This is a genomic window from Neisseria meningitidis, from assembly GCF_022869645.1.
Classification (GTDB): Bacteria; Pseudomonadota; Gammaproteobacteria; order Burkholderiales; family Neisseriaceae; genus Neisseria; species Neisseria meningitidis.
Map to the genome: position 1 here is coordinate 2,002,614 of NZ_CP064367.1, position 17,194 is coordinate 2,019,807.

Below are 17,194 nucleotides of genomic sequence, written 5' to 3' on the forward strand. Positions count from 1 at the left end.
TAGTAACCTTTAGAACCAATTTAAATTATTGAAACAAATAGGTCTTTATCGACCATACTACAAACCGGGTTGGAAATTCATCGCTGAATTTGCGTAATTATGCACTATGGAATAAGGGATTGCAATGTCGTACAGATGGGAAAAAGGTTTGAATGAAAAGTTTTCTGGCGGGCGGATTGATAAATCCTGTAAAACGGTTTTGCTGTTAAAAATTCGATAGGGATAAATATTATAGAGATTAATATAATTTCAGTATCTTGTATGATTTATTAAGGCGGATTGGGAAAGTCGGCAGACAGGTCGGAATGGTTTTAAGAATGTTGTAAAAAAGTTACACCGCAATAAAATAACAAAGATTTACATTGAAATATGTGCTGTACAGTTTATGAACAGGTTAACGGTAATCGGCCGGCGCGGCGGTTGTGTTAGAATGCGCCTGTAATTAATCTGCTGTTCCTGAAAGGACAAATATGGCTATCGTGAAGAATTCCGTGGTTTCGCTGCATTATGAGATGTATGATGCCAACAATCAGCTTTTGGACAAAACCGAAGAACCGATTGCGTATCTGCACGGCGGTTACGACGGCATTTTCCCTTTGGTGGAAGAGGCGTTGCACGGTAAGGATGCCGGCGATACGGTCGATGTGGCGCTTTCGCCCGACGATGCGTTCGGCGAGCAGGATCCGGAGTTGGTCCGTATTGAAGATGCGGGCGTGTTCCCTGTTGAAGTCGAAGTCGGCATGATGTTTGAAGCCGACGATCCTGAAACCGGCGATGTTGTCGTCTATCGTGTAACCGATGTTGCCGACGGTAAGGCGGTGGTGGACGGCAACCATCCTTTGGCAGGCATGAAAATCCGCTTTAAGGCTACGGTTGAAAGTGTGCGCGATGCATCCGATGAGGAAATCGCACACGGTCATGTCCACGGTCCGCACGGTCATCACCACCACTGATTGCCGGCAGCTTGGAGGTATCTGATGCCGTCTGAAAAGGGTTTGTTCCATTTCAGACGGCATTTTGTTTGATGGATGGAGAAGGTATGTCGGTTGGGCATTATGAAAATTTTCCCGTCGGTTCGCTGATTTTGCCGCGCAGGTTGAGGAAGCCGGTTCATGCGGTGTATGCGTTTGCACGGACGGCGGACGATATGGCGGACGAGGGCAGTATGCCGTCTGAAGCCAGGTTGGCGGGGTTGGATGCTTTGCGGCGCGAGTTGGACGTGTTGGCATCGGGCGGCCGGTCGGCGCATCCTTTGATTGCACGATTGGATGCCGAGGCGGTTGTGCCGTTCGGTTTGGATTTGCAGCCGTTTTATGATTTGCTTTCGGCGTTTTCGCAGGACGTGGTTAAAACGCGGTACGCGCATTTCGGCGAACTGGCCGATTACTGCCGGCGTTCCGCCAACCCTGTCGGACGCATTATGCTGGCTTTGTACGGGAAAACGGATGCGGTGTGCGTGGCGCAAAGCGACGGCATCTGTACGGCTTTGCAACTGGTGAATTTTTGGCAGGATGTGGCTGTGGATTGGCAAAAGGGCAGGGTTTATATTCCGCAGGACGATTTGTTGAAATTCGGTGTTTCCGAAGGACAGATTGCGGAGGGTAGGGCGGATGCGGCGTTTCAGCGGCTGATGGCGTATGAGTGCCGGCGCGCATTTCGTATGCTGAAGGCGGGTTCGCCTTTGGCGCGCGAATTGAAAGGGCGTATCGGTTTGGAACTCCGTATGATTGTGTTGGGGGCGCAGTTGATTTTGCAGAAACTGGACGCGTGCCGATACGATGTGTTTGCACAACGCCCCGTTTTGGATAAGAAGGATTGGTTGATTATGCTGAAACGCGCGTTGTGGAAATGATGGGGGAAATGCATGCCGTCTGAAAGGGGTTGTTCCGCTTCAGACGGCATTTTGCAGGCGGTTGGTATGGTCAGGCGATTTCATGCGGGTTCAATCTGGCTTGATCTTCTGCACCCAAGCCGATGAGTTTGCGCAGTCGGGTCATGTAGAAATTGACATCCAAACCGGTGCCGTAGCGTTGCGCCGTCCACAGTGTTTCCGCCAGTGCCTCCATCATTTCGTGTTCGGCTTCCAGCCAGCCGCGTTTGGCGCACAGGGTGTCGTGGATTGCGCGTATGCCGTGCGGCTGGTCTATGCCCGCCTGTTCTTGGACGGACAAATGCAGCGACATATGCAGGAAGGGGTTGCTTTCGCCGTTTTCGGGTAGCCAGTCGGTGTCCAGATGGTCTTCGATGCGTTCGAGATAACGGTGGTATTCGGGATGGGCTTCGATAATGCGGAGGGCTTTCTGTTCCAGTGCGCTCAGTTGCAGCGGATTGAGCCGCTGCTGCCACACGCGGGCGAAAAAGCGGCGGACATCGTGGGTATTGACATCGTACATGGCGGGTTCGATAAGATGTTTATGGAAATAGGTTCGGATAATGGCGGGTTTTACATAAATTAAATCCCACCGTCAACCTTACCATTTATAATGCAGACAAATTATTTGTCTGAAACGGATTCGATTATGAAAAAACTGATTTGCCTGTTCGCCGTATTTTTGATGTTGTGCGGACGAGCTTTCGCGCTGGATGCGAACGATCTGCTGCCGCCGGAAAAGGCATTCGTGCCGGAGCTTGCCGTTGCCGACGACGGTGTGAACGTCCGTTTCAGGATTGCCGACGGATACTATATGTATCAGGCGAAAATCGTCGGCAAGACCGATCCGGCGGATTTGTTGGGACAGCCTTCTTTCAGCAAGGGCGAAGAGAAGGAAGACGAGTTTTTCGGCAGGCAGACGGTTTACCATCACGAAGCGCAGGTTGCCTTTCCTTATGCAAAGGCTGTCGGCGAACCGTATAAATTGGTTTTGACCTATCAGGGCTGTGCCGAAGCCGGCGTGTGCTATCCGCCCGTGGATACCGAGTTTGATATTTCCGGCAACGGCACTTACCATCCGCAAACCGACGAACCGGCATCCGCCAAAGACCGCTTTTTGCAGCCTTCCTCTCAAAACGGCAGCGGGGCGCTGCCGCCCCCGAAGGGGGATGAGGGCGGCGACAGCCGTTTCAAGCTGTCTTGGGATACGCTCAACGCCAATCTTTTGGCGTTTTTTCTCGCCGGTTTGGGTCTGAGTTTTACCGCCTGTATGTATCCCCTGTTGCCGATTGTTTCCAGTATTGTGGTCGGTGACAAAAAGGCGGGCAAGGCGCGGGCGTTTGTGCTGTCCGTCGTTTATGTTCAGGGTTTGTCTCTGACTTATACGCTGGTCGGCATTGTTGCCGGACTGACGGGCGCGCTGCTGACCGTATGGTTGCAGCAGGCTTGGGTGGTGTTGGCGGCATCGGCTTTAATGGTCGTCTTGGCACTGTCTATGTTCGGGCTGTTCAACATCCAGCTTCCCAACGCCGTGCAGTCGTATTTTCAGAATCAAAGCAGCAGGCTTTCAGGCGGTAAAATCGTTTCCGTCTTTATTATGGGCATATTGTCCGCGCTGATTGTCGGGCCGTGTGTCGCCCCGCCGCTGGCATTTGCTTTGGGCTACATCGGTCAGACGGGCGATGCGGTTTTAGGCGGTTTGGCACTTTACACTTTGGCGTTGGGCACTGGCGTTCCGCTGATTGCCATCGGCACGTTCGGCGGGCATATCCTGCCTAGGGCAGGCGATTGGATGAATGCCGTCAAATACGCTTTCGGCTTTATCCTGCTTGCCGTCGCCGTTTACCTCGCCACGCCGCACTTGCCCTATTATCTCGTCGTCGCGCTGTACACGCTGCTGATGCTGGTTCCTGCCTGTATGCTGCTGGTCAACGGACGCAGGCAGAAACGCCGTCCGAAAGCTGTGGCATTCGCATTGGGCGGCATATTGCTGATAGGCGGCGCGTGGTTCGGCTGGCAGGGCGCAAACGGCAAAACGACCGCGCTGCACCATTTCCTGACCCTCAATCCGCCGGCCGAAGCAGGCAAATCTTCGGAACACGGAAAAATGTTTGCCGATACTGCCGCGCTGAAGGCAGCGATGGATACGGCGTTGAAAGAACATCCCGACAAACCCGTCGTTTTGGATTTTTATGCCGACTGGTGCATTTCCTGCAAAGAAATGGCGGCTTACACGCTCAATCAGCCGGAAGTGCATCAGGCAGTCGATATGGAACGCTTTTTCCAAATCGACGTAACCGCCAACACGCCCGAACATCAGGCGTTGTTGAAAGAATACGGTCTGTTCGGGCCGCCGGGCGTGTTTGTCGTCCGCTCCGACGGCAGCCGCAGCGAGCCGCTGCTGGGTTTTGTCAAAGCAGACAAGTTTATCGAGTGGTATGAACAAAACCGCTGATTCCGATGTTTCAAATGCCGTCTGAAGTTCTCAGACGGCATTTTTGTCAGAAAGGAAAACGGCAATATCCACTATACACACGGAAGCAGTCTAAAGATGTGAAAACCGTGTGTATAAGTTAGTTTGCGTATTGAAATTAAAAGATAAAAATACGATGATTAAAAAATAGGCATAAGAAAAGATAAACACAGCCGGTGTTTGCCGGTGTGTGTATCTTTTGTGGAAAAACATCTTAATGTCATGTATTTTATGGAAAATAATAACATGATTAAAAAATAGTCAATCATTAAGGTTCAGGTAGTCGGCTGCAACCGTCAATGTCTGAAAAGAGGCAGTGCTGTTTAAGCATGGAAAGCCGGATAAAAAACTGCCTCCATTTCCGGAGGCAGTTCGTGTGCGGATAAAACCTTACAGACCGCTCAAACGGGCAGTGTCGTGGGCAATCATCAGCTCTTCGTTGGTCGGAATGACCACGGCAACGGCTTTGCTGTCGGCAGTGGTAATCACGCCGGCGTTGCCGAAGCGGGCTTTCAGGTTGGCTTCTTGGTCGATGTTCAGACCGAGGAAGCCCAAGTAGCCGATCACGCGTTCGCGGATGATGTCGGAGTTTTCGCCGATGCCGCCGGTAAAGACCAGTGCGTCCAAACCGCCTGCGGCAACCGCCATACTGCCGATGTATTTGGCAAGGCGGTAGATAAACATATCCAAGGCCAATTTCGCGCCTTTATGCCCCTTGGCGGCTTCTTCTTCAATGGTGCGGCAGTCGTTGGACAGGCCGGAAATGCCGAGCAGACCGGATTTTTTGTTCAGCATTTCAGTGATTTGGGCGATGGTCATATTGGCGTTTTCGGCGAGGAAGCCGAATACGGAAGGATCGATGTCGCCGCTGCGCGTACCCATTACCAGCCCTTCCAGCGGGGTCAGGCCCATACTGGTGTCGCGCGATTCGCCGTTGGCGACGGCGGTAATGGACGCGCCGTTGCCCAAGTGGGCAATGACCATACGCAGGTCTTTTTTGTCTTTGCCGAGGAAGCGCGCGGTTTCGTCGGCGACGAAGCGGTAGCTGGTACCGTGCGCGCCGTAACGGCGCAGGCCGTATTTTTCATACAACTCCTGCGGAACGGCGTATTTGTAGGCGACTTCGGGCATGGTTTGGTGGAAGGAGGTATCGAATACGACGACGTTGGGCAGGTCTTTGAAAATGCTTTGCGCGGCACGCAGGCCCAAGAGGTGGGCGGGGTTGTGCAGGGGGGCGAGCGGGATGCATTTTTCGATGCCGGCAATGACTTCGTCGTCAACGAGGATGGATTCGCTGTACAGTTCGCCGCCGCTGACGACGCGGTGGCCGATGGCGCCGATGCGGCTGTCGAGGCCGTGGGCTTTGAGTTCTTCCATCAGGGCTTCGACCGCGCCGGTGTGGTCGGGATGTGCGGACAGATCGACTTTGTGTTTTTCGCCGTTTACTTTGAATGTGATGTAGGCATCGGGCAGGTTGAGTTTTTCGGCAAGGCAGCTGAGCAGGACTTCGCCGCTGCCGTTATCCAGGACCGCGCCTTTGAGGGACGAGCTGCCGCAGTTCAAAACCAAGATCAATTTTTGGGACATTTTCTTACTCCGGAAAGTTTCAGACGGCATTGGAATCGGACACGGATACTAACCGGATTCGTGCCGAATCCGTTTTGCCTTCCTGGGCGGGAAAGTAGTGGGGCCGTCTGAAAAGGTTGATAAAAGAAGCAGGCTATTCTAGCAAAAAATCTTTGCAATTGCTTGGCTTAATCGGGCGTTTGCGTGAAAATGGCGGAAGTCGGGCATTTTGACGGAAAAAAGGGGGATATGCGGTTTGCCGGTGTTTTCGGCTGGGGGAGGGAGAATTTCTTTGCATTCTTCCCGTCCAAACTGGTACATTCGCCCTGTTTTTAGTTGGTGTCGTCTGAAAAAAGGCGGGTGGGAAATTTATGCATTATTTCAGTATTCATGACCAATCGGGACGGCATATAGGCTTTTTCATCCTGCTTGCCGACGACGAATCGGAAGCACGGCCGCAAAGCGGGCGTTTTGCCGTCAAACTTGAAGGCGGAATGGAAAATCATGTCCTGTCGCCGTTCGGTCAGACGGAAATCCCCCAATATTGGCGCGTGGTCAAAGACCGTATCGAGCTGTTTTTTGACGAAGCTCCCGTCGGAACTTTGCGTAACGAATATCTGACCGTGTCGGGGCAGACTTTTGTTTTGAACGATTTGACAGGGAATATGTGATGGAAAGCATGTTTATATTGGTGCCCATCAGCATTATTTTGGCGTTTGTCATCGGCTGGTTTTTTTGGTGGTCGGGCAAAAACGGGCAGTTTGACGACTTGGAAGGGCCGGCGCACCGCATCCTGATGGATGATGATTCGACAAGTAAACTGATTGAAAAAGAGAGGGAAAACGATGTACGCTAAAAAAGGCGGTTTGGGACTGGTTAAAAGCCGCCGTTTCGCACCTCTTTTCGCTACGCAGTTTCTCGGCGCGTTCAACGACAATGTGTTCAAAACCGCGCTGTTTGTGATGATTGGGTTTTACGGTTTGGGGCAAAACGGCTTCCTGCCTGCCGGACAGATGTTGAACTTGGGCGCGTTGCTGTTTATTTTGCCGTATTTCCTGTTTTCCTCGCTGTCGGGGCAGTTGGGTAACAAATTCGACAAGGCCGTTTTGGCGCGTTGGGCCAAGGTGCTGGAAATGATCATTATGGCGGTGGCGGCATACGGGTTTTATATCCGGTCTGCCCCGCTGCTTTTGGCGTGTCTGTTTTGCATGGGCGCGCAATCGACGCTGTTCGGGCCGCTGAAATACGCCATCCTGCCCGATTATCTCGACGACAAAGAGTTGATGATGGGCAACAGCCTGATTGAATCGGGTACGTTTGTCGCCATCCTGTTCGGTCAGATACTGGGGACTGCGGTGGCAGGTGTACCGCCTTATATTGTCGGGATACTGGTTTTGCTGGTCGCCGTAGGAGGCACGGTCGGCAGCCTGTTTATGCCGTCCGTACCCGCCAAGGCTGCCGATACACAAATTGAGTGGAATATTGTCCGGGGTACAAAATCCCTGCTGCGTGAAACGGTGCGGCACAAGCCCGTTTTTACCGCCATTATCGGTATTTCGTGGTTTTGGTTTGTCGGCGCGGTTTATACCACGCAACTGCCGACCTTTACCCAAATCCATCTAGGCGGCAACGACAATGTTTTCAACCTGATGCTTGCCCTGTTTTCCATCGGTATTGCCGCCGGTTCGGTACTGTGTGCCAAGTTCAGCAGGGAACGGCTGAGGTTGGCTTGGGTAACGGTTGGTGCGTTGGGTTTGACGGTTTGCGGCTTGGTTTTGGTGTGGCTGACGCACGGACACCGTTTTGAAGGGCTGAACGGCATTTTTTGGTTTTTATCGCAAGGATGGGCATATCCCGTGATGGCGGTGATGACGCTGATCGGCTTTTTCGGCGGATTTTTCTCCGTTCCGCTCTATACCTAGCTGCAAACCGCCAGTAGCGAGACTTTCCGCGCCCGCGCCGTTGCCGCCAACAATATCGTTAACGGTATTTTTATGGTTTCCGCTGCCGTTTTGAGCGCGGTGTTGCTGTTTTTGTTTGACAGCATTTCCTTGTTGTATCTGATTGTCGCTTTGGGCAATATTCCGTTGTCGGTATTTTTGATTAAGCGCGAAAGGCGGTTTTTAGGCGCGGCGGCAATCAGGAAAAAACCTTGAATGCCGTCTGAAAAAATTGTCCCCAAAATACACAATCCGCCTGCCCAATGTTGTGAACACACTGTGAATAAGTGGGTTTGTGCATTGAAATGAAAACAGAAAAATACATTGCTTAAAAAATAAGCAATTTACGAAGATAGAAGAAAGACACCGATATGACGACACGCCAAATCATCCTCGATACCGAAACCACCGGTCTGTATGCCGACGGCGGCGACCGCTTGGTCGAGTTTGCCGGTCTGGAAATGGTCAACCGCCAAATGACCGACAAAAACCTGCACCTCTATGTCCACCCCGAGCGCGATATGCCCGAAGAGGCGGCGAGGGTGCACGGTCTGACGATAGAGGTTTTGGAAGGGAAAAACGCGCCGCCGTTTGCAGAGGTCGGCAGGCAGATTGCCGATTTCCTGCGCGGTGCGGAACTGATTATCCACAATGCCAAATTCGACGTGGGCTTCCTCAATATGGAGTTCCGCCGGATGGGGTTGCCGACCGTTGAGGAACTCGGCTGTACCGTTACCGATACCCTGGCGATGGCGCGCGAAATGTTCCCCGGGCAGAAAGCCAGTCTAGATGCCCTGTGCAACCGTTTTTCCGTCGACCGCAGCAAGCGCGTCCTGCACGGCGCATTGATCGACTGCGAACTTTTGGGCGAAGTCTATCTTGCTATGACGCGGCGGCAGTTCGACCTGATGGGGGAGGCCGAGGAGGAAGAGCCGGCAGCCAAACCTGTTGCATCTGCCGAAATGAAACTCGGTGCCAAACTGAAAGTGATTAAGGCGGATGAAGCCGAACTGGCGGCGCACGGGCAATATTTGGACGGCTTGGGCGAAGCCTGTATCTGGCGCAAGGAAGTCGTGCCGTCTGAAAACGGCGGGACGGACGCATGAAGCGCAAAAATATCGCGCTGATTCCCGCCGCCGGCATCGGGGCGCGTTTCGGTGCGGACAAACCCAAGCAATATGTCGAAATCGGAAGCAAAACCGTTTTAGAACATACGATTGGGATTTTTGAACGGCATGAGGCCGTCGATTTGACCGTCGTTGTCGTCTCGCCCGAAGACACGTTTGCCGATAAGGTTCAGACGGCATTTCCACAGGTTCGGGTGTGGAAAAACGGCGGACAGACCCGCGCCGAAACTGTCCGCAACGGTGTGGCAAAATTGTTGGAAACCGGTTTGGCGGCGGAAACCGACAATATTCTGGTACACGATGCCGCGCGTTGCTGCCTGCCGTCTGAAGCTTTGACGCGGTTGATAGAACAGGCGGGCAACGCTGCCGAAGGTGGGATTTTGGCAATTCCCGTTGCCGATACGCTCAAGTGCGCGGACGGTGGGAACATTAGTGCAACCGTCGAGCGGACGAGCCTTTGGCAGGCGCAAACGCCGCAGCTTTTCCGCGCCGGGCTGCTGCACCGCGCATTGGCTGCGGAAAACTTGGACGGCATTACCGATGAAGCGTCCGCCGTGGAAAAATTGGGCATCCGCCCTTTGCTGGTGCAGGGCGACGCGCGCAATTTGAAACTGACGCAGCCGCAGGACGCATACATCGTCAGGCTGCTGCTCGATGCCGTCTGAACTTCAATTCAAACCATCAGGAACACAAACGATGACGAACATCCGTATCGGACAGGGCTACGATGTCCACCAACTGACCGAAGGCAGAAAGCTGATACTTGGCGGAGTTGAAATCCCATTTGAAAAAGGGCTGCTCGGACACTCCGATGCCGATGCGCTGCTGCACGCCGTTACCGACGCGCTGCTCGGTGCGGCAGGTTTGGGCGATATCGGCAGCCATTTCCCCGACACCGCCGCAGAGTTCAAAGATGCGGACAGCCGCGTCCTTTTGCGTGCGGCGTATCAAAGCGTTCAGGCGCAGGGTTGGCAGGCGGTCAATGTCGATACGACCGTGATTGCACAGAAACCCAAACTCGCGCCGCATATTCCGCAAATGCGTGCCAACATCGCCGCCGATTTGGGCATAGACATTTCGTGCGTCAACATCAAAGGCAAAACCAACGAAAAACTCGGTTATCTCGGGCGCATGGAAGGCATAGAGTCGCAGGCGGCGGTATTGCTGGTAAGGATTTGAACGCGGCGGGCAGGACGTGCAAAAAAATGTTAAGATGGCGGCTGTTTGTTGATACGGTTTCCCAAAGGACAAAAATATGACGACACAAGACGAACTCAAGCGCATCGCCGCCGAAAAAGCAGTCGAATTCGTACCCGAAAACGAATACATCGGCATCGGTACCGGTTCGACCATCAACTTTTTCATCGAAGCCTTGGGTAAGAGCGGCAAAAAAATCAAAGGCGCGGTATCTACTTCCAAAAAATCCAGTGAACTGCTTGCCCAATATGATATTCCCGTCGTTTCCCTGAACGAAGTATCGGGGTTGGCGGTCTATATTGACGGTGCGGATGAAGTGAACCACGCCCTGCAAATGATTAAAGGCGGCGGCGGCGCACACCTCAACGAAAAAATCGTCGCCAGCGCATCCGAAAAATTCGTCTGCATTGCGGATGAAAGCAAATATGTTTCACGTTTGGGCAAATTCCCTCTGCCTGTGGAAGTCGTCGAAAGCGCGCGCTCTCTTGTTTCGCGCAAACTGCTCGCTATGGGCGGACAGCCCGAACTGCGTATCGGCTACACCACGTTTTACGGCAACCAAATCGTCGATGTCCACGGCTTGAATATCGATCAGCCGCTGACGATGGAAGACGAAATCAACAAAATCACCGGCGTGCTCGAAAACGGCATATTCGCCCGCGATGCCGCCGATGTGTTGATTTTGGGGACGGAAGAGGGTGCGAAAGTCATCTATCCCTGCCAAGGGTAATCCTGACGTTAAGATGCCGTCTGAAATCCGATTCCGATATGTTCAGACGGCATCGGCATTTGAAAAATATGCAGATTAAAAAAATCATGAAATGGCTTCCCGTCGCCTTGTCGCTTTTGGGTGCGTTGGGTTATACGGGGTACGGCAGCGAGGCGGTGCGGACGGCGGTTGCCGTACTCGACGTACTCGGCGCGGCAGGGGACGCGGGTTCCGACGCGCCCGCCCGCCGCCGAGCATCGGCGAAATCCGGCCACCGCTACACAGGCACGGTGTCCAAAGTCTATGACGGCGACACCCTTCACGTTATCGACGGCGACGGCGCGAAACACAAAATCCGGATGGCGTATATCGACGCGCCGGAGATGAAACAGGCTTACGGCACGCGTTCGCGCGACAACCTGCGCGCGGCGGCGGAAGGCAGGAAAGTCAGCGTCCGCGTGTTCGACACCGACCGCTACCAGCGCGAAGTGGCGCAGGTTTCTGTCGGCAAAACCGATTTGAACCTGATGCAGGTGCAGGACGGGGCGGCGTGGCATTATAAAAGTTATGCTAAAGAACAGCAGGATAAGGCGGATTTTGCCGATTATGCCGACGCTCAAATTCAGGCGGAAAGGGAACGCAAAGGATTGTGGAAAGCTAAAAATCCGCAAGCGCCGTGGGCGTACCGCCGGGCAGGCAGGAGCGGCGGGGGCAATAAGGATTGGATGGATGCCGTGGGCGAATGGTTGGGCATTTGGTAAAGACACCGCACGGCTTTGAACGGCAAATGCCGTCTGAAAACCGCGCGCCCTGCATTTTTGCGGAGACGCGCAACCGCCGTCTGCCGCGATAAAAAAGTTCAGGCGGCGGTTTTTACGGTAAAATGGCGGATTATTTTGCAACGGCGGCAGTTCCGCCGGTTTTTGATACGGACGGTTTATGGATTTTCGTTTTGACATTATTTACGAATACCGCTGGATGTTTCTTTACGGCGCACTGACGACCTTGGGGCTGACGGTCGTGGCGACGGCGGGCGGTTCGGTATTGGGTCTGTTGTTGGCGTTGGCGCGCCTGATTCACTTGGAAAAAGCCGGTGCGCCGATGCGCGTGCTGGCGTGGGCGTTGCGTAAGGTTTCGCTGCTGTATGTTACGCTGTTCCGGGGTACGCCGCTGTTTGTGCAGATTGTGATTTGGGCGTATGTGTGGTTTCCGTTTTTCGTCCATCCTTCAGACGGCATTTTGGTTAGCGGCGAGGCGGCAATCGCGCTGCGTCGCGGATACGGGCCGCTGATTGCCGGTTCTTTGGCACTGATCGCCAACTCGGGGGCGTATATCTGTGAGATTTTCCGCGCGGGCATCCAGTCTATAGACAAAGGACAGATGGAGGCGGCGCGTTCTTTGGGGCTGACCTATCCGCAGGCGATGCGCTATGTGATTCTGCCGCAGGCATTGCGCCGTATGCTGCCGCCTTTGGCGAGCGAGTTCATCACGCTCTTGAAAGACAGCTCGCTGCTGTCGGTCATTGCTGTGGCGGAGTTGGCGTATGTTCAGAATACGATTACGGGCCGGTATTCGGTTTATGAAGAACCGCTTTACACCGTCGCCCTGATTTATCTGTTGATGACGACTTTCTTAGGCTGGATATTCCTGCGTTTGGAAAAACGTTACAATCCGCAACACCGCTGATTGGAGTCATATCAACAAAAAGCTGCCCGGGTATTCATTTGAGGCAGCTTTTTTGTGGTAAATTTATCGTGGATTAACAAAAACCAGTACGGCGTTGCCTCGCCTTAGCTCAAAGAGAACGATTCTCTAAGGTGCTGAAGCACCAAGTGAATCGGTTCCGTACTATTTGTACTGTCTGCGGCTTCGTCGCCTGTCCTGATTTTTGTTAATCCACTATAAATTCAAAGAGAAAAAGCTATGCCGTCTGAAAGTCTTTCAGACGGCATCTGTCAGCCTCACGCAAGAGGGAATCCCATCTGTTTGGTTTCAATTTTTTGGGTGATGTATGAGCCGTCATTCCCGCGCAGGCGGGAATCCTGTCCGTTCGGTTTCCGTTGTTTTTGAGTTTCGGTTTTCCCGATAAATTTTTGTGGTTTCCGGTTCCGGATTCCCGCTTTCGCGGGAACGACGAATCCATCCATACGGAAACCTGCACCACGTCATTCCTACGAACCTACATCCCGTCATTCCCACAAGGACAGAAAACCAAAATCAGAAACCTAAAATCCCGTCATTCCCGCGCAGGCGGGAATCTAGGTCTGTCGGTGCGGAAACTTATCGGGTAAAACGGTTTCTTTAGATTCCACGTTCTAGATTCCCGCCTGCGCGGGAATGACGGCTGCAGATGCCCGACGGTCTTTATAGTGGATTAACAAAAATCAGGACAAGGCGACGAAGCCGCAGACAGTACAAATAGTACGGAACCGATTCACTTGGTGCTTCAGCACCTTAGAGAATCGTTCTCTTTGAGCTAAGGCGAGGCAACGCCGTACTGGTTTTTGTTAATCCACTATACAAAGCAATTTATCGGAGATGATGAAAAAAGTGGGCTTGAAGGGTCGGTCTGTCTGCAAAATGCCGTCTGAAGGCTGTTGGTGCGTTCAGACGGCATTGTTGTTATTTGATTTTGAAGTTCAGCCAGGCGACGTGCCCCTGTTTGAGGTAGCGGAAGGTTTCATTGAGGTTGCCGACGGGCGGCGGATGGTCGCCGACGATGATGACTTCCACGCCTTTCATTTCGGGGCGTTGGATTAAATCCGCCAGTTGGTCGAAGAATTGGGTGTGCAGGCTGAAGTTGCGGCAGAGGTCGGTTTCGGCGGGTAGGCCGTATTCGGTGCATTTGAGCCTGTGGTTGAAAATGTCGGATTCGGGATAGTCGGCGTGGCTGGTCAGCGTCATCCAGTAAAACAGTCCCTTGTCGTGTTTTTTGAAAAATGCCGACACTTCGCCGAACAGCTCGCTGTCGCACACGCCGCCGAAAATGGCACAGGTTTTTTTACCGATCAGGTTTTCGGCGGTTTTGATTTCTTGAAAGCCCGCCCTCGGATACCAGCTGAAGCGGTCGTAAAGCGAACTGCCCGCGCCGTGCATCGCAAAGGTGGCATAACCTTCTTGTTTCAAACGGTTGGGGAGGCAGCGGGCAAATTTTTCGTCGGGCGCGCGGCGCAGTGCGAACCCGCGCAAACCGCCGTAGGCGCACAATTCGCGCATTTCGCCTTCGACCGTCGCGCCGATGAAGGGAAAACTGCCGCTTTCCCAAACCGAAAAACGGTCTTTTTGCGCCAGCAGTTTGGCAAAAGTGGCGTTTTGAAGTTCGGGATTGGCCGGCAGCCCCCAAGATTCGGCGACGATAAAGAGGATTTTTTGAGATTTCGGCTCGTTCAGATGCGTGGCGGCACGCTGCTGATTGCCCAAGGGGAGGAAGACGGGATCGACCAGGCCGGCGGTAATAAAGTCGGCATTCTGGCTAACGGTGTAGAGCATCGCCTGACTTTTGGCGTAATAGAAGTTGTTTGCGCCGAAGATATTGGCCATCCGCCCCCGGTCGTAGTAACTCAAATGGCCGGTGAAATAGCCGGCTGCCGCCACAACGGCGGCGCAGACGGCAATGTGCCGGAAGTCGGTTTTGGCGGCGGCTTTCTGCAACACAAACGGCATCGCCAGCATATACAGCAGCAACAGCCCGGTCATTATCTGATAAGGGGTGGGGGCGGTCAGGATGAAGGGGACGAGGTTGATGGCGCCGATGAGGTCCATAAAAGGGAAAAGCTGGATCACCATCATCAGCCCGTCAAACAAAACCGCCAGCCAAAACGCCAATACGCCGGCAATTTTGACGAAACGCCAAGGCAGGGCGATCAGCAGCGCGGCGGGAAGGTAGTCCAAATTGACAATCGGGCGGGCGGTGGCGGTCAGCAGTGCCAAAACCCAAAACACCGCATTGGGGGCAAGCAGTATCAGCAGGGACAGCAGCAGCCGTTTCGGCAGGAATGGCGGCAGCGTCCATTGTTTGGAGAGCAGGGCGTGAATATTCATCGTATTTCCTTTTCGGTTGAAACCCCGCCACTCGGACATCTGTCCTTCGGGGCGGCAGGATCAGGCTTTATTTGGGAGGCGTAACCCCTTCCAAATCAGGGCAACATATAGGGCGGTGCTTTATGTGTCGTCCTGTGTGTTGAAACATCTGCAATTTCTTTCTGAAACAGGGGTATTTAAAACAGAGAACCGGATGACAGACCGATGCCGTCCGAGCGCGAAAGTGCGGCACGGTGCGGCAGGGGGTGCGCACGCGTGTTGAGGGAAGGAAAACAGGGAAAGGAGGCGGGCTGAAACCCTGCCTGGAGAAAAGGCGGGTTTGAGGGGCGGAAAAAGGGGAATGCGCCGCGCGGAAAGTGCGTGCGTCGGCAGAAAGGGGGTTATAATTTTTGCTTGCTTGCTTGCTTGCTTGCTTGCTTGCTTGCTTGCTTGCTTGGCGTTTGTCTGTTTCGCATTTTGGGAGGGGCGGCGGATACGGTGTATCGCGCCGCTTTTTTCAGATTCGGATAAGGATGGCGAGGCTGTTGTCCGCAATCGGGCGGTGCGGTTTTACATTACGTCCAACACATCGATGCCCAGCAAATCCAAGCCTTGTTTCAGCGTGTCGCCGGTGAGTTTTGCCAGTTGCAGGCGGCTGTTGCGGCTTGCGCCTTCGGCTTTGAGTATCGGACAGGCTTCGTAGAAGCGGCTGAACAGGGTCGCAATTTGATAGAGGTAGGCGGCGAGGTAGTGCGGATACGCCGTGTCCGCCACGCTTTGCAGTACGTCTTCAAATTTCAGCAGCTCGGCGGCAAGCTGTTTTTCCAGCGGTTCGGTCAAAACGGTTGGCGCATTTGCATCCCATTCGCCTGCTTTGCGGAACACGCTTTGCACGCGGGTGTAGGCGTATTGCAGATAGGGGGCGGTGTTGCCTTCAAACGAGAGCATGGCGTCCCAGTCGAACACATAATCGCTGGTGCGGTTTTTGCTCAAATCGGCGTATTTGATTGAGCCGATGCCGACGGTTTTACCGATTTTGGTGGCTTCGTCCGCGCCCAATTCGGGATTTTTCTCTTTCACCAAAGCGGTGGCGCGCTCGACGGCTTCGGTCAGCAAATCAACCAGTTTCACGGTGTCGCCGCTGCGCGTTTTAAACGGCTTGCCGTCTTTGCCCATCATCGTGCCGAAGCCGACAAATGCCGCGCCGACGTTTTCCGGCAGATAGCCGGCTTTGCGTGAAGTGGTAAAGAGTTGCTCAAAGTGCAGGGCTTGGCGGTGGTCGACGACGTACAGCAGGCGGTCGGCTTTCAGACGGCCTATGCGGTAGCGCAGGCACGCCAAATCGGTGGAGGCGTAGAGGAAGCCGCCGCCTTGTTTTTGCACGATAAATGCGGCGGGTTCGCCTTCTTTGTTTTTAAACTCGTCCAAGAACACGACTTTCGCGCTGTCGTCTTCGACCGCCAGACCTTTTTGAACCAAATCATCGACCACAGGCTGCAAATCGTCGTTGTATTTCGATTCGCCCGCCACATCTTCGGGGCGCAGTTTCAAGCCCAGCGTGTCATAAACGGCTTGGGCGTGCGAGAGCGAAATATCAACAAACTGTTTCCACAACGCTAACACGGTTTCATCGCCGCCTTGCAGCTTCACAACGTATTCACGCGCGGTGTCGGCAAAGGCGGCATCTTCGTCAAAGCGCACTTTGGCGGCGCGGTAAAACTGCTCCAAATCCGCCAGTTCAAACGCGGCATTGTCTTTTTGCTGCTCGACCAAATAAGCGACCAACATGCCAAACTGGGTACCCCAGTCGCCGACGTGGTTTTGACGGATGACGGTGTTGCCCATAAATGCCAACACGCGCGAAATGCTGTCGCCGATAATGCTGGAACGCAGGTGGCCGACGTGCATTTCTTTTGCCAGATTGGGCGAAGAATAGTCGATAACGACGGTTTGCGGTTTGTCGGTTTTTGCCACGCCGAAACGCGCGTCGTTCAAGGCCGTCTGAATGTTTTGCGCGAGAAATTCGGGGCGCAGGCGCAGGTTGATGAAGCCCGGGCCGGCGACTTCTGCGCTTTCGATGACGGCGTTGCCTGCCAATGCGTCGGCGACCTTTTGCGCCAGTTCGCGCGGGTTTTGTTTGGCTTTTTTCGCCGCACCCATCACGCCGTTGATTTGGAAATCGCCGTGTTCGGCATTTTTGGTCGGCTGCAAAACAACGGGACTGTCGGCGATGCCTGCGGCGGCAAAGGCGGCGGCGGCTTCGTGTTCGACGGTTTGATGTAGGTTCATGAA

Annotated in this window: 17 protein-coding genes and 1 pseudogene; 13 read left to right on the forward strand and 5 right to left on the reverse strand. The window is 53.7% G+C overall.

Translation table 11 applies throughout. The features are described 5' to 3' along the window. Positions 1 to 470 precede the first annotated feature (470 nt). Complete coding sequence (locus tag IUJ45_RS10155) at positions 471 to 953, forward strand: FKBP-type peptidyl-prolyl cis-trans isomerase (protein ID WP_002212871.1); 483 nt, start codon at positions 471 to 473, stop codon at positions 951 to 953. 86 nt (positions 954 to 1,039) lie between these two features. Beyond that, entirely contained in the window at positions 1,040 to 1,852 is an 813-nt protein-coding gene (gene hpnC, locus IUJ45_RS10160; protein ID WP_002232752.1) for a squalene synthase HpnC, read from the forward strand. A 70-nt stretch (positions 1,853 to 1,922) separates the two neighbouring features. Here the strand turns inward: hpnC and IUJ45_RS10165 are convergent, their stop codons facing one another. Beyond that, positions 1,923 to 2,393: a DUF1841 family protein gene (locus IUJ45_RS10165; protein WP_002216842.1), complete on the reverse strand. Its 471-nt coding sequence runs from the start codon at positions 2,391 to 2,393 to the stop codon at positions 1,923 to 1,925. Positions 2,394 to 2,483: 90 nt separating this feature from the next. On the opposite strand from IUJ45_RS10165, the gene IUJ45_RS10170 reads away from it, so the two are divergent. After that, on the forward strand, positions 2,484 to 4,325 hold the full coding sequence (locus IUJ45_RS10170) for a protein-disulfide reductase DsbD (RefSeq protein ID WP_010981226.1): 1,842 nt from the start codon (positions 2,484 to 2,486) through the stop codon (positions 4,323 to 4,325). A 408-nt stretch (positions 4,326 to 4,733) separates the two neighbouring features. Here the strand turns inward: IUJ45_RS10170 and IUJ45_RS10175 are convergent, their stop codons facing one another. Further along, positions 4,734 to 5,930 carry an acetate kinase gene (locus IUJ45_RS10175; protein WP_002226213.1) on the reverse strand — a complete coding sequence of 399 codons (1,197 nt, stop codon included), beginning with the start codon at positions 5,928 to 5,930 and terminating at the stop codon, positions 4,734 to 4,736. Between the two features lie 350 nt (positions 5,931 to 6,280). Here IUJ45_RS10175 and IUJ45_RS10180 point away from each other — a divergent pair, with 350 nt between their 5' ends. The 10 genes and pseudogenes from IUJ45_RS10180 to IUJ45_RS10225 all read left to right on the forward strand — a co-directional run bounded on the left by IUJ45_RS10180 (position 6,281) and on the right by IUJ45_RS10225 (position 12,568). Next, the gene (locus IUJ45_RS10180) at positions 6,281 to 6,580 is read left to right on the forward strand and encodes an HLGFF motif protein (RefSeq protein WP_002222238.1); all 300 of its coding nucleotides are present in this window, start codon (positions 6,281 to 6,283) and stop codon (positions 6,578 to 6,580) included. Then, positions 6,580 to 6,765, forward strand: a complete 186-nt coding sequence (ccoS, locus tag IUJ45_RS10185) for a cbb3-type cytochrome oxidase assembly protein CcoS (protein ID WP_002212878.1) — start codon at positions 6,580 to 6,582, stop codon at positions 6,763 to 6,765. The genes IUJ45_RS10180 and ccoS overlap by 1 nt, the downstream gene beginning before the upstream one ends. Beyond that, positions 6,755 to 8,065 (forward strand): annotated as a pseudogene (locus IUJ45_RS10190) (MFS transporter). Before ccoS ends, IUJ45_RS10190 begins: the two are co-directional and overlap by 11 nt. 155 nt (positions 8,066 to 8,220) lie before the next feature. Further along, positions 8,221 to 8,955 carry a DNA polymerase III subunit epsilon gene (gene dnaQ, locus IUJ45_RS10195; RefSeq protein WP_197901988.1) on the forward strand — a complete coding sequence of 245 codons (735 nt, stop codon included), beginning with the start codon at positions 8,221 to 8,223 and terminating at the stop codon, positions 8,953 to 8,955. After that, positions 8,952 to 9,641 (forward strand): 2-C-methyl-D-erythritol 4-phosphate cytidylyltransferase, encoded by a 690-nt coding sequence (gene ispD / locus IUJ45_RS10200; protein ID WP_002246293.1) that lies wholly within the window; start codon positions 8,952 to 8,954, stop codon positions 9,639 to 9,641. Before dnaQ ends, ispD begins: the two co-directional genes overlap by 4 nt. A 31-nt stretch (positions 9,642 to 9,672) precedes the next feature. Further along, on the forward strand, positions 9,673 to 10,155 hold the full coding sequence (gene ispF, locus IUJ45_RS10205) for a 2-C-methyl-D-erythritol 2,4-cyclodiphosphate synthase (RefSeq protein WP_002245122.1): 483 nt from the start codon (positions 9,673 to 9,675) through the stop codon (positions 10,153 to 10,155). A gap of 76 nt (positions 10,156 to 10,231) precedes the next feature. Then, positions 10,232 to 10,903: a ribose-5-phosphate isomerase RpiA gene (gene rpiA, locus IUJ45_RS10210; RefSeq protein ID WP_002223576.1), complete on the forward strand. Its 672-nt coding sequence runs from the start codon at positions 10,232 to 10,234 to the stop codon at positions 10,901 to 10,903. A 68-nt stretch (positions 10,904 to 10,971) separates the two neighbouring features. Continuing rightward, positions 10,972 to 11,643, forward strand: coding sequence for a thermonuclease family protein (locus tag IUJ45_RS10215; protein WP_002212884.1), 672 nt, complete (start codon positions 10,972 to 10,974; stop codon positions 11,641 to 11,643). A 15-nt stretch (positions 11,644 to 11,658) separates the two neighbouring features. After that, positions 11,659 to 11,838, forward strand: a complete 180-nt coding sequence (locus tag IUJ45_RS10220) for a hypothetical protein (RefSeq protein WP_002212887.1) — start codon at positions 11,659 to 11,661, stop codon at positions 11,836 to 11,838. After that, a complete protein-coding gene (locus tag IUJ45_RS10225; RefSeq protein WP_002216849.1) occupies positions 11,822 to 12,568 on the forward strand; it encodes an amino acid ABC transporter permease in 747 nt (248 codons plus the stop codon). The genes IUJ45_RS10220 and IUJ45_RS10225 overlap by 17 nt, the downstream gene beginning before the upstream one ends. Positions 12,569 to 12,843: 275 nt before the next feature. Here IUJ45_RS10225 and IUJ45_RS10230 read toward each other — a convergent pair whose 3' ends face one another. The 3 genes from IUJ45_RS10230 to argS all read right to left on the reverse strand — a co-directional run bounded on the left by IUJ45_RS10230 (position 12,844) and on the right by argS (position 17,191). Next, positions 12,844 to 13,029: a hypothetical protein gene (locus tag IUJ45_RS10230; RefSeq protein WP_025460053.1), complete on the reverse strand. Its 186-nt coding sequence runs from the start codon at positions 13,027 to 13,029 to the stop codon at positions 12,844 to 12,846. A 475-nt stretch (positions 13,030 to 13,504) separates the two neighbouring features. Then, on the reverse strand, positions 13,505 to 14,923 hold the full coding sequence (locus IUJ45_RS10235; protein WP_002246292.1) for a sulfatase-like hydrolase/transferase: 1,419 nt from the start codon (positions 14,921 to 14,923) through the stop codon (positions 13,505 to 13,507). Between the two features lie 549 nt (positions 14,924 to 15,472). After that, positions 15,473 to 17,191, reverse strand: a complete 1,719-nt coding sequence (gene argS / locus IUJ45_RS10240) for an arginine--tRNA ligase (RefSeq protein ID WP_082308699.1) — start codon at positions 17,189 to 17,191, stop codon at positions 15,473 to 15,475. Between the last annotated feature and the right edge of the window lie 3 nt (positions 17,192 to 17,194).

Excerpts from the sequence above, each read along its gene's own strand:
- IUJ45_RS10155 (WP_002212871.1), top strand. The coding sequence starts at position 471 with ATGGCTATCGTGAAGAATTCCGTGGTTTCGCTGCATTATGAGATGTAT.
- hpnC (WP_002232752.1), top strand. The coding sequence starts at position 1,040 with ATGTCGGTTGGGCATTATGAAAATTTTCCCGTCGGTTCGCTGATTTTG.
- IUJ45_RS10165 (WP_002216842.1), bottom strand. The coding sequence starts at position 2,393 with ATGTACGATGTCAATACCCACGATGTCCGCCGCTTTTTCGCCCGCGTG.
- IUJ45_RS10170 (WP_010981226.1), top strand. The coding sequence starts at position 2,484 with ATGCAGACAAATTATTTGTCTGAAACGGATTCGATTATGAAAAAACTG.
- IUJ45_RS10175 (WP_002226213.1), bottom strand. The coding sequence starts at position 5,930 with ATGTCCCAAAAATTGATCTTGGTTTTGAACTGCGGCAGCTCGTCCCTC.
- IUJ45_RS10180 (WP_002222238.1), top strand. The coding sequence starts at position 6,281 with ATGCATTATTTCAGTATTCATGACCAATCGGGACGGCATATAGGCTTT.
- ccoS (WP_002212878.1), top strand. The coding sequence starts at position 6,580 with ATGGAAAGCATGTTTATATTGGTGCCCATCAGCATTATTTTGGCGTTT.
- dnaQ (WP_197901988.1), top strand. The coding sequence starts at position 8,221 with ATGACGACACGCCAAATCATCCTCGATACCGAAACCACCGGTCTGTAT.
- ispD (WP_002246293.1), top strand. The coding sequence starts at position 8,952 with ATGAAGCGCAAAAATATCGCGCTGATTCCCGCCGCCGGCATCGGGGCG.
- ispF (WP_002245122.1), top strand. The coding sequence starts at position 9,673 with ATGACGAACATCCGTATCGGACAGGGCTACGATGTCCACCAACTGACC.
- rpiA (WP_002223576.1), top strand. The coding sequence starts at position 10,232 with ATGACGACACAAGACGAACTCAAGCGCATCGCCGCCGAAAAAGCAGTC.
- IUJ45_RS10215 (WP_002212884.1), top strand. The coding sequence starts at position 10,972 with ATGCAGATTAAAAAAATCATGAAATGGCTTCCCGTCGCCTTGTCGCTT.
- IUJ45_RS10225 (WP_002216849.1), top strand. The coding sequence starts at position 11,822 with ATGGATTTTCGTTTTGACATTATTTACGAATACCGCTGGATGTTTCTT.
- IUJ45_RS10230 (WP_025460053.1), bottom strand. The coding sequence starts at position 13,029 with ATGGATGGATTCGTCGTTCCCGCGAAAGCGGGAATCCGGAACCGGAAA.
- IUJ45_RS10235 (WP_002246292.1), bottom strand. The coding sequence starts at position 14,923 with ATGAATATTCACGCCCTGCTCTCCAAACAATGGACGCTGCCGCCATTC.
- argS (WP_082308699.1), bottom strand. The coding sequence starts at position 17,191 with ATGAACCTACATCAAACCGTCGAACACGAAGCCGCCGCCGCCTTTGCC.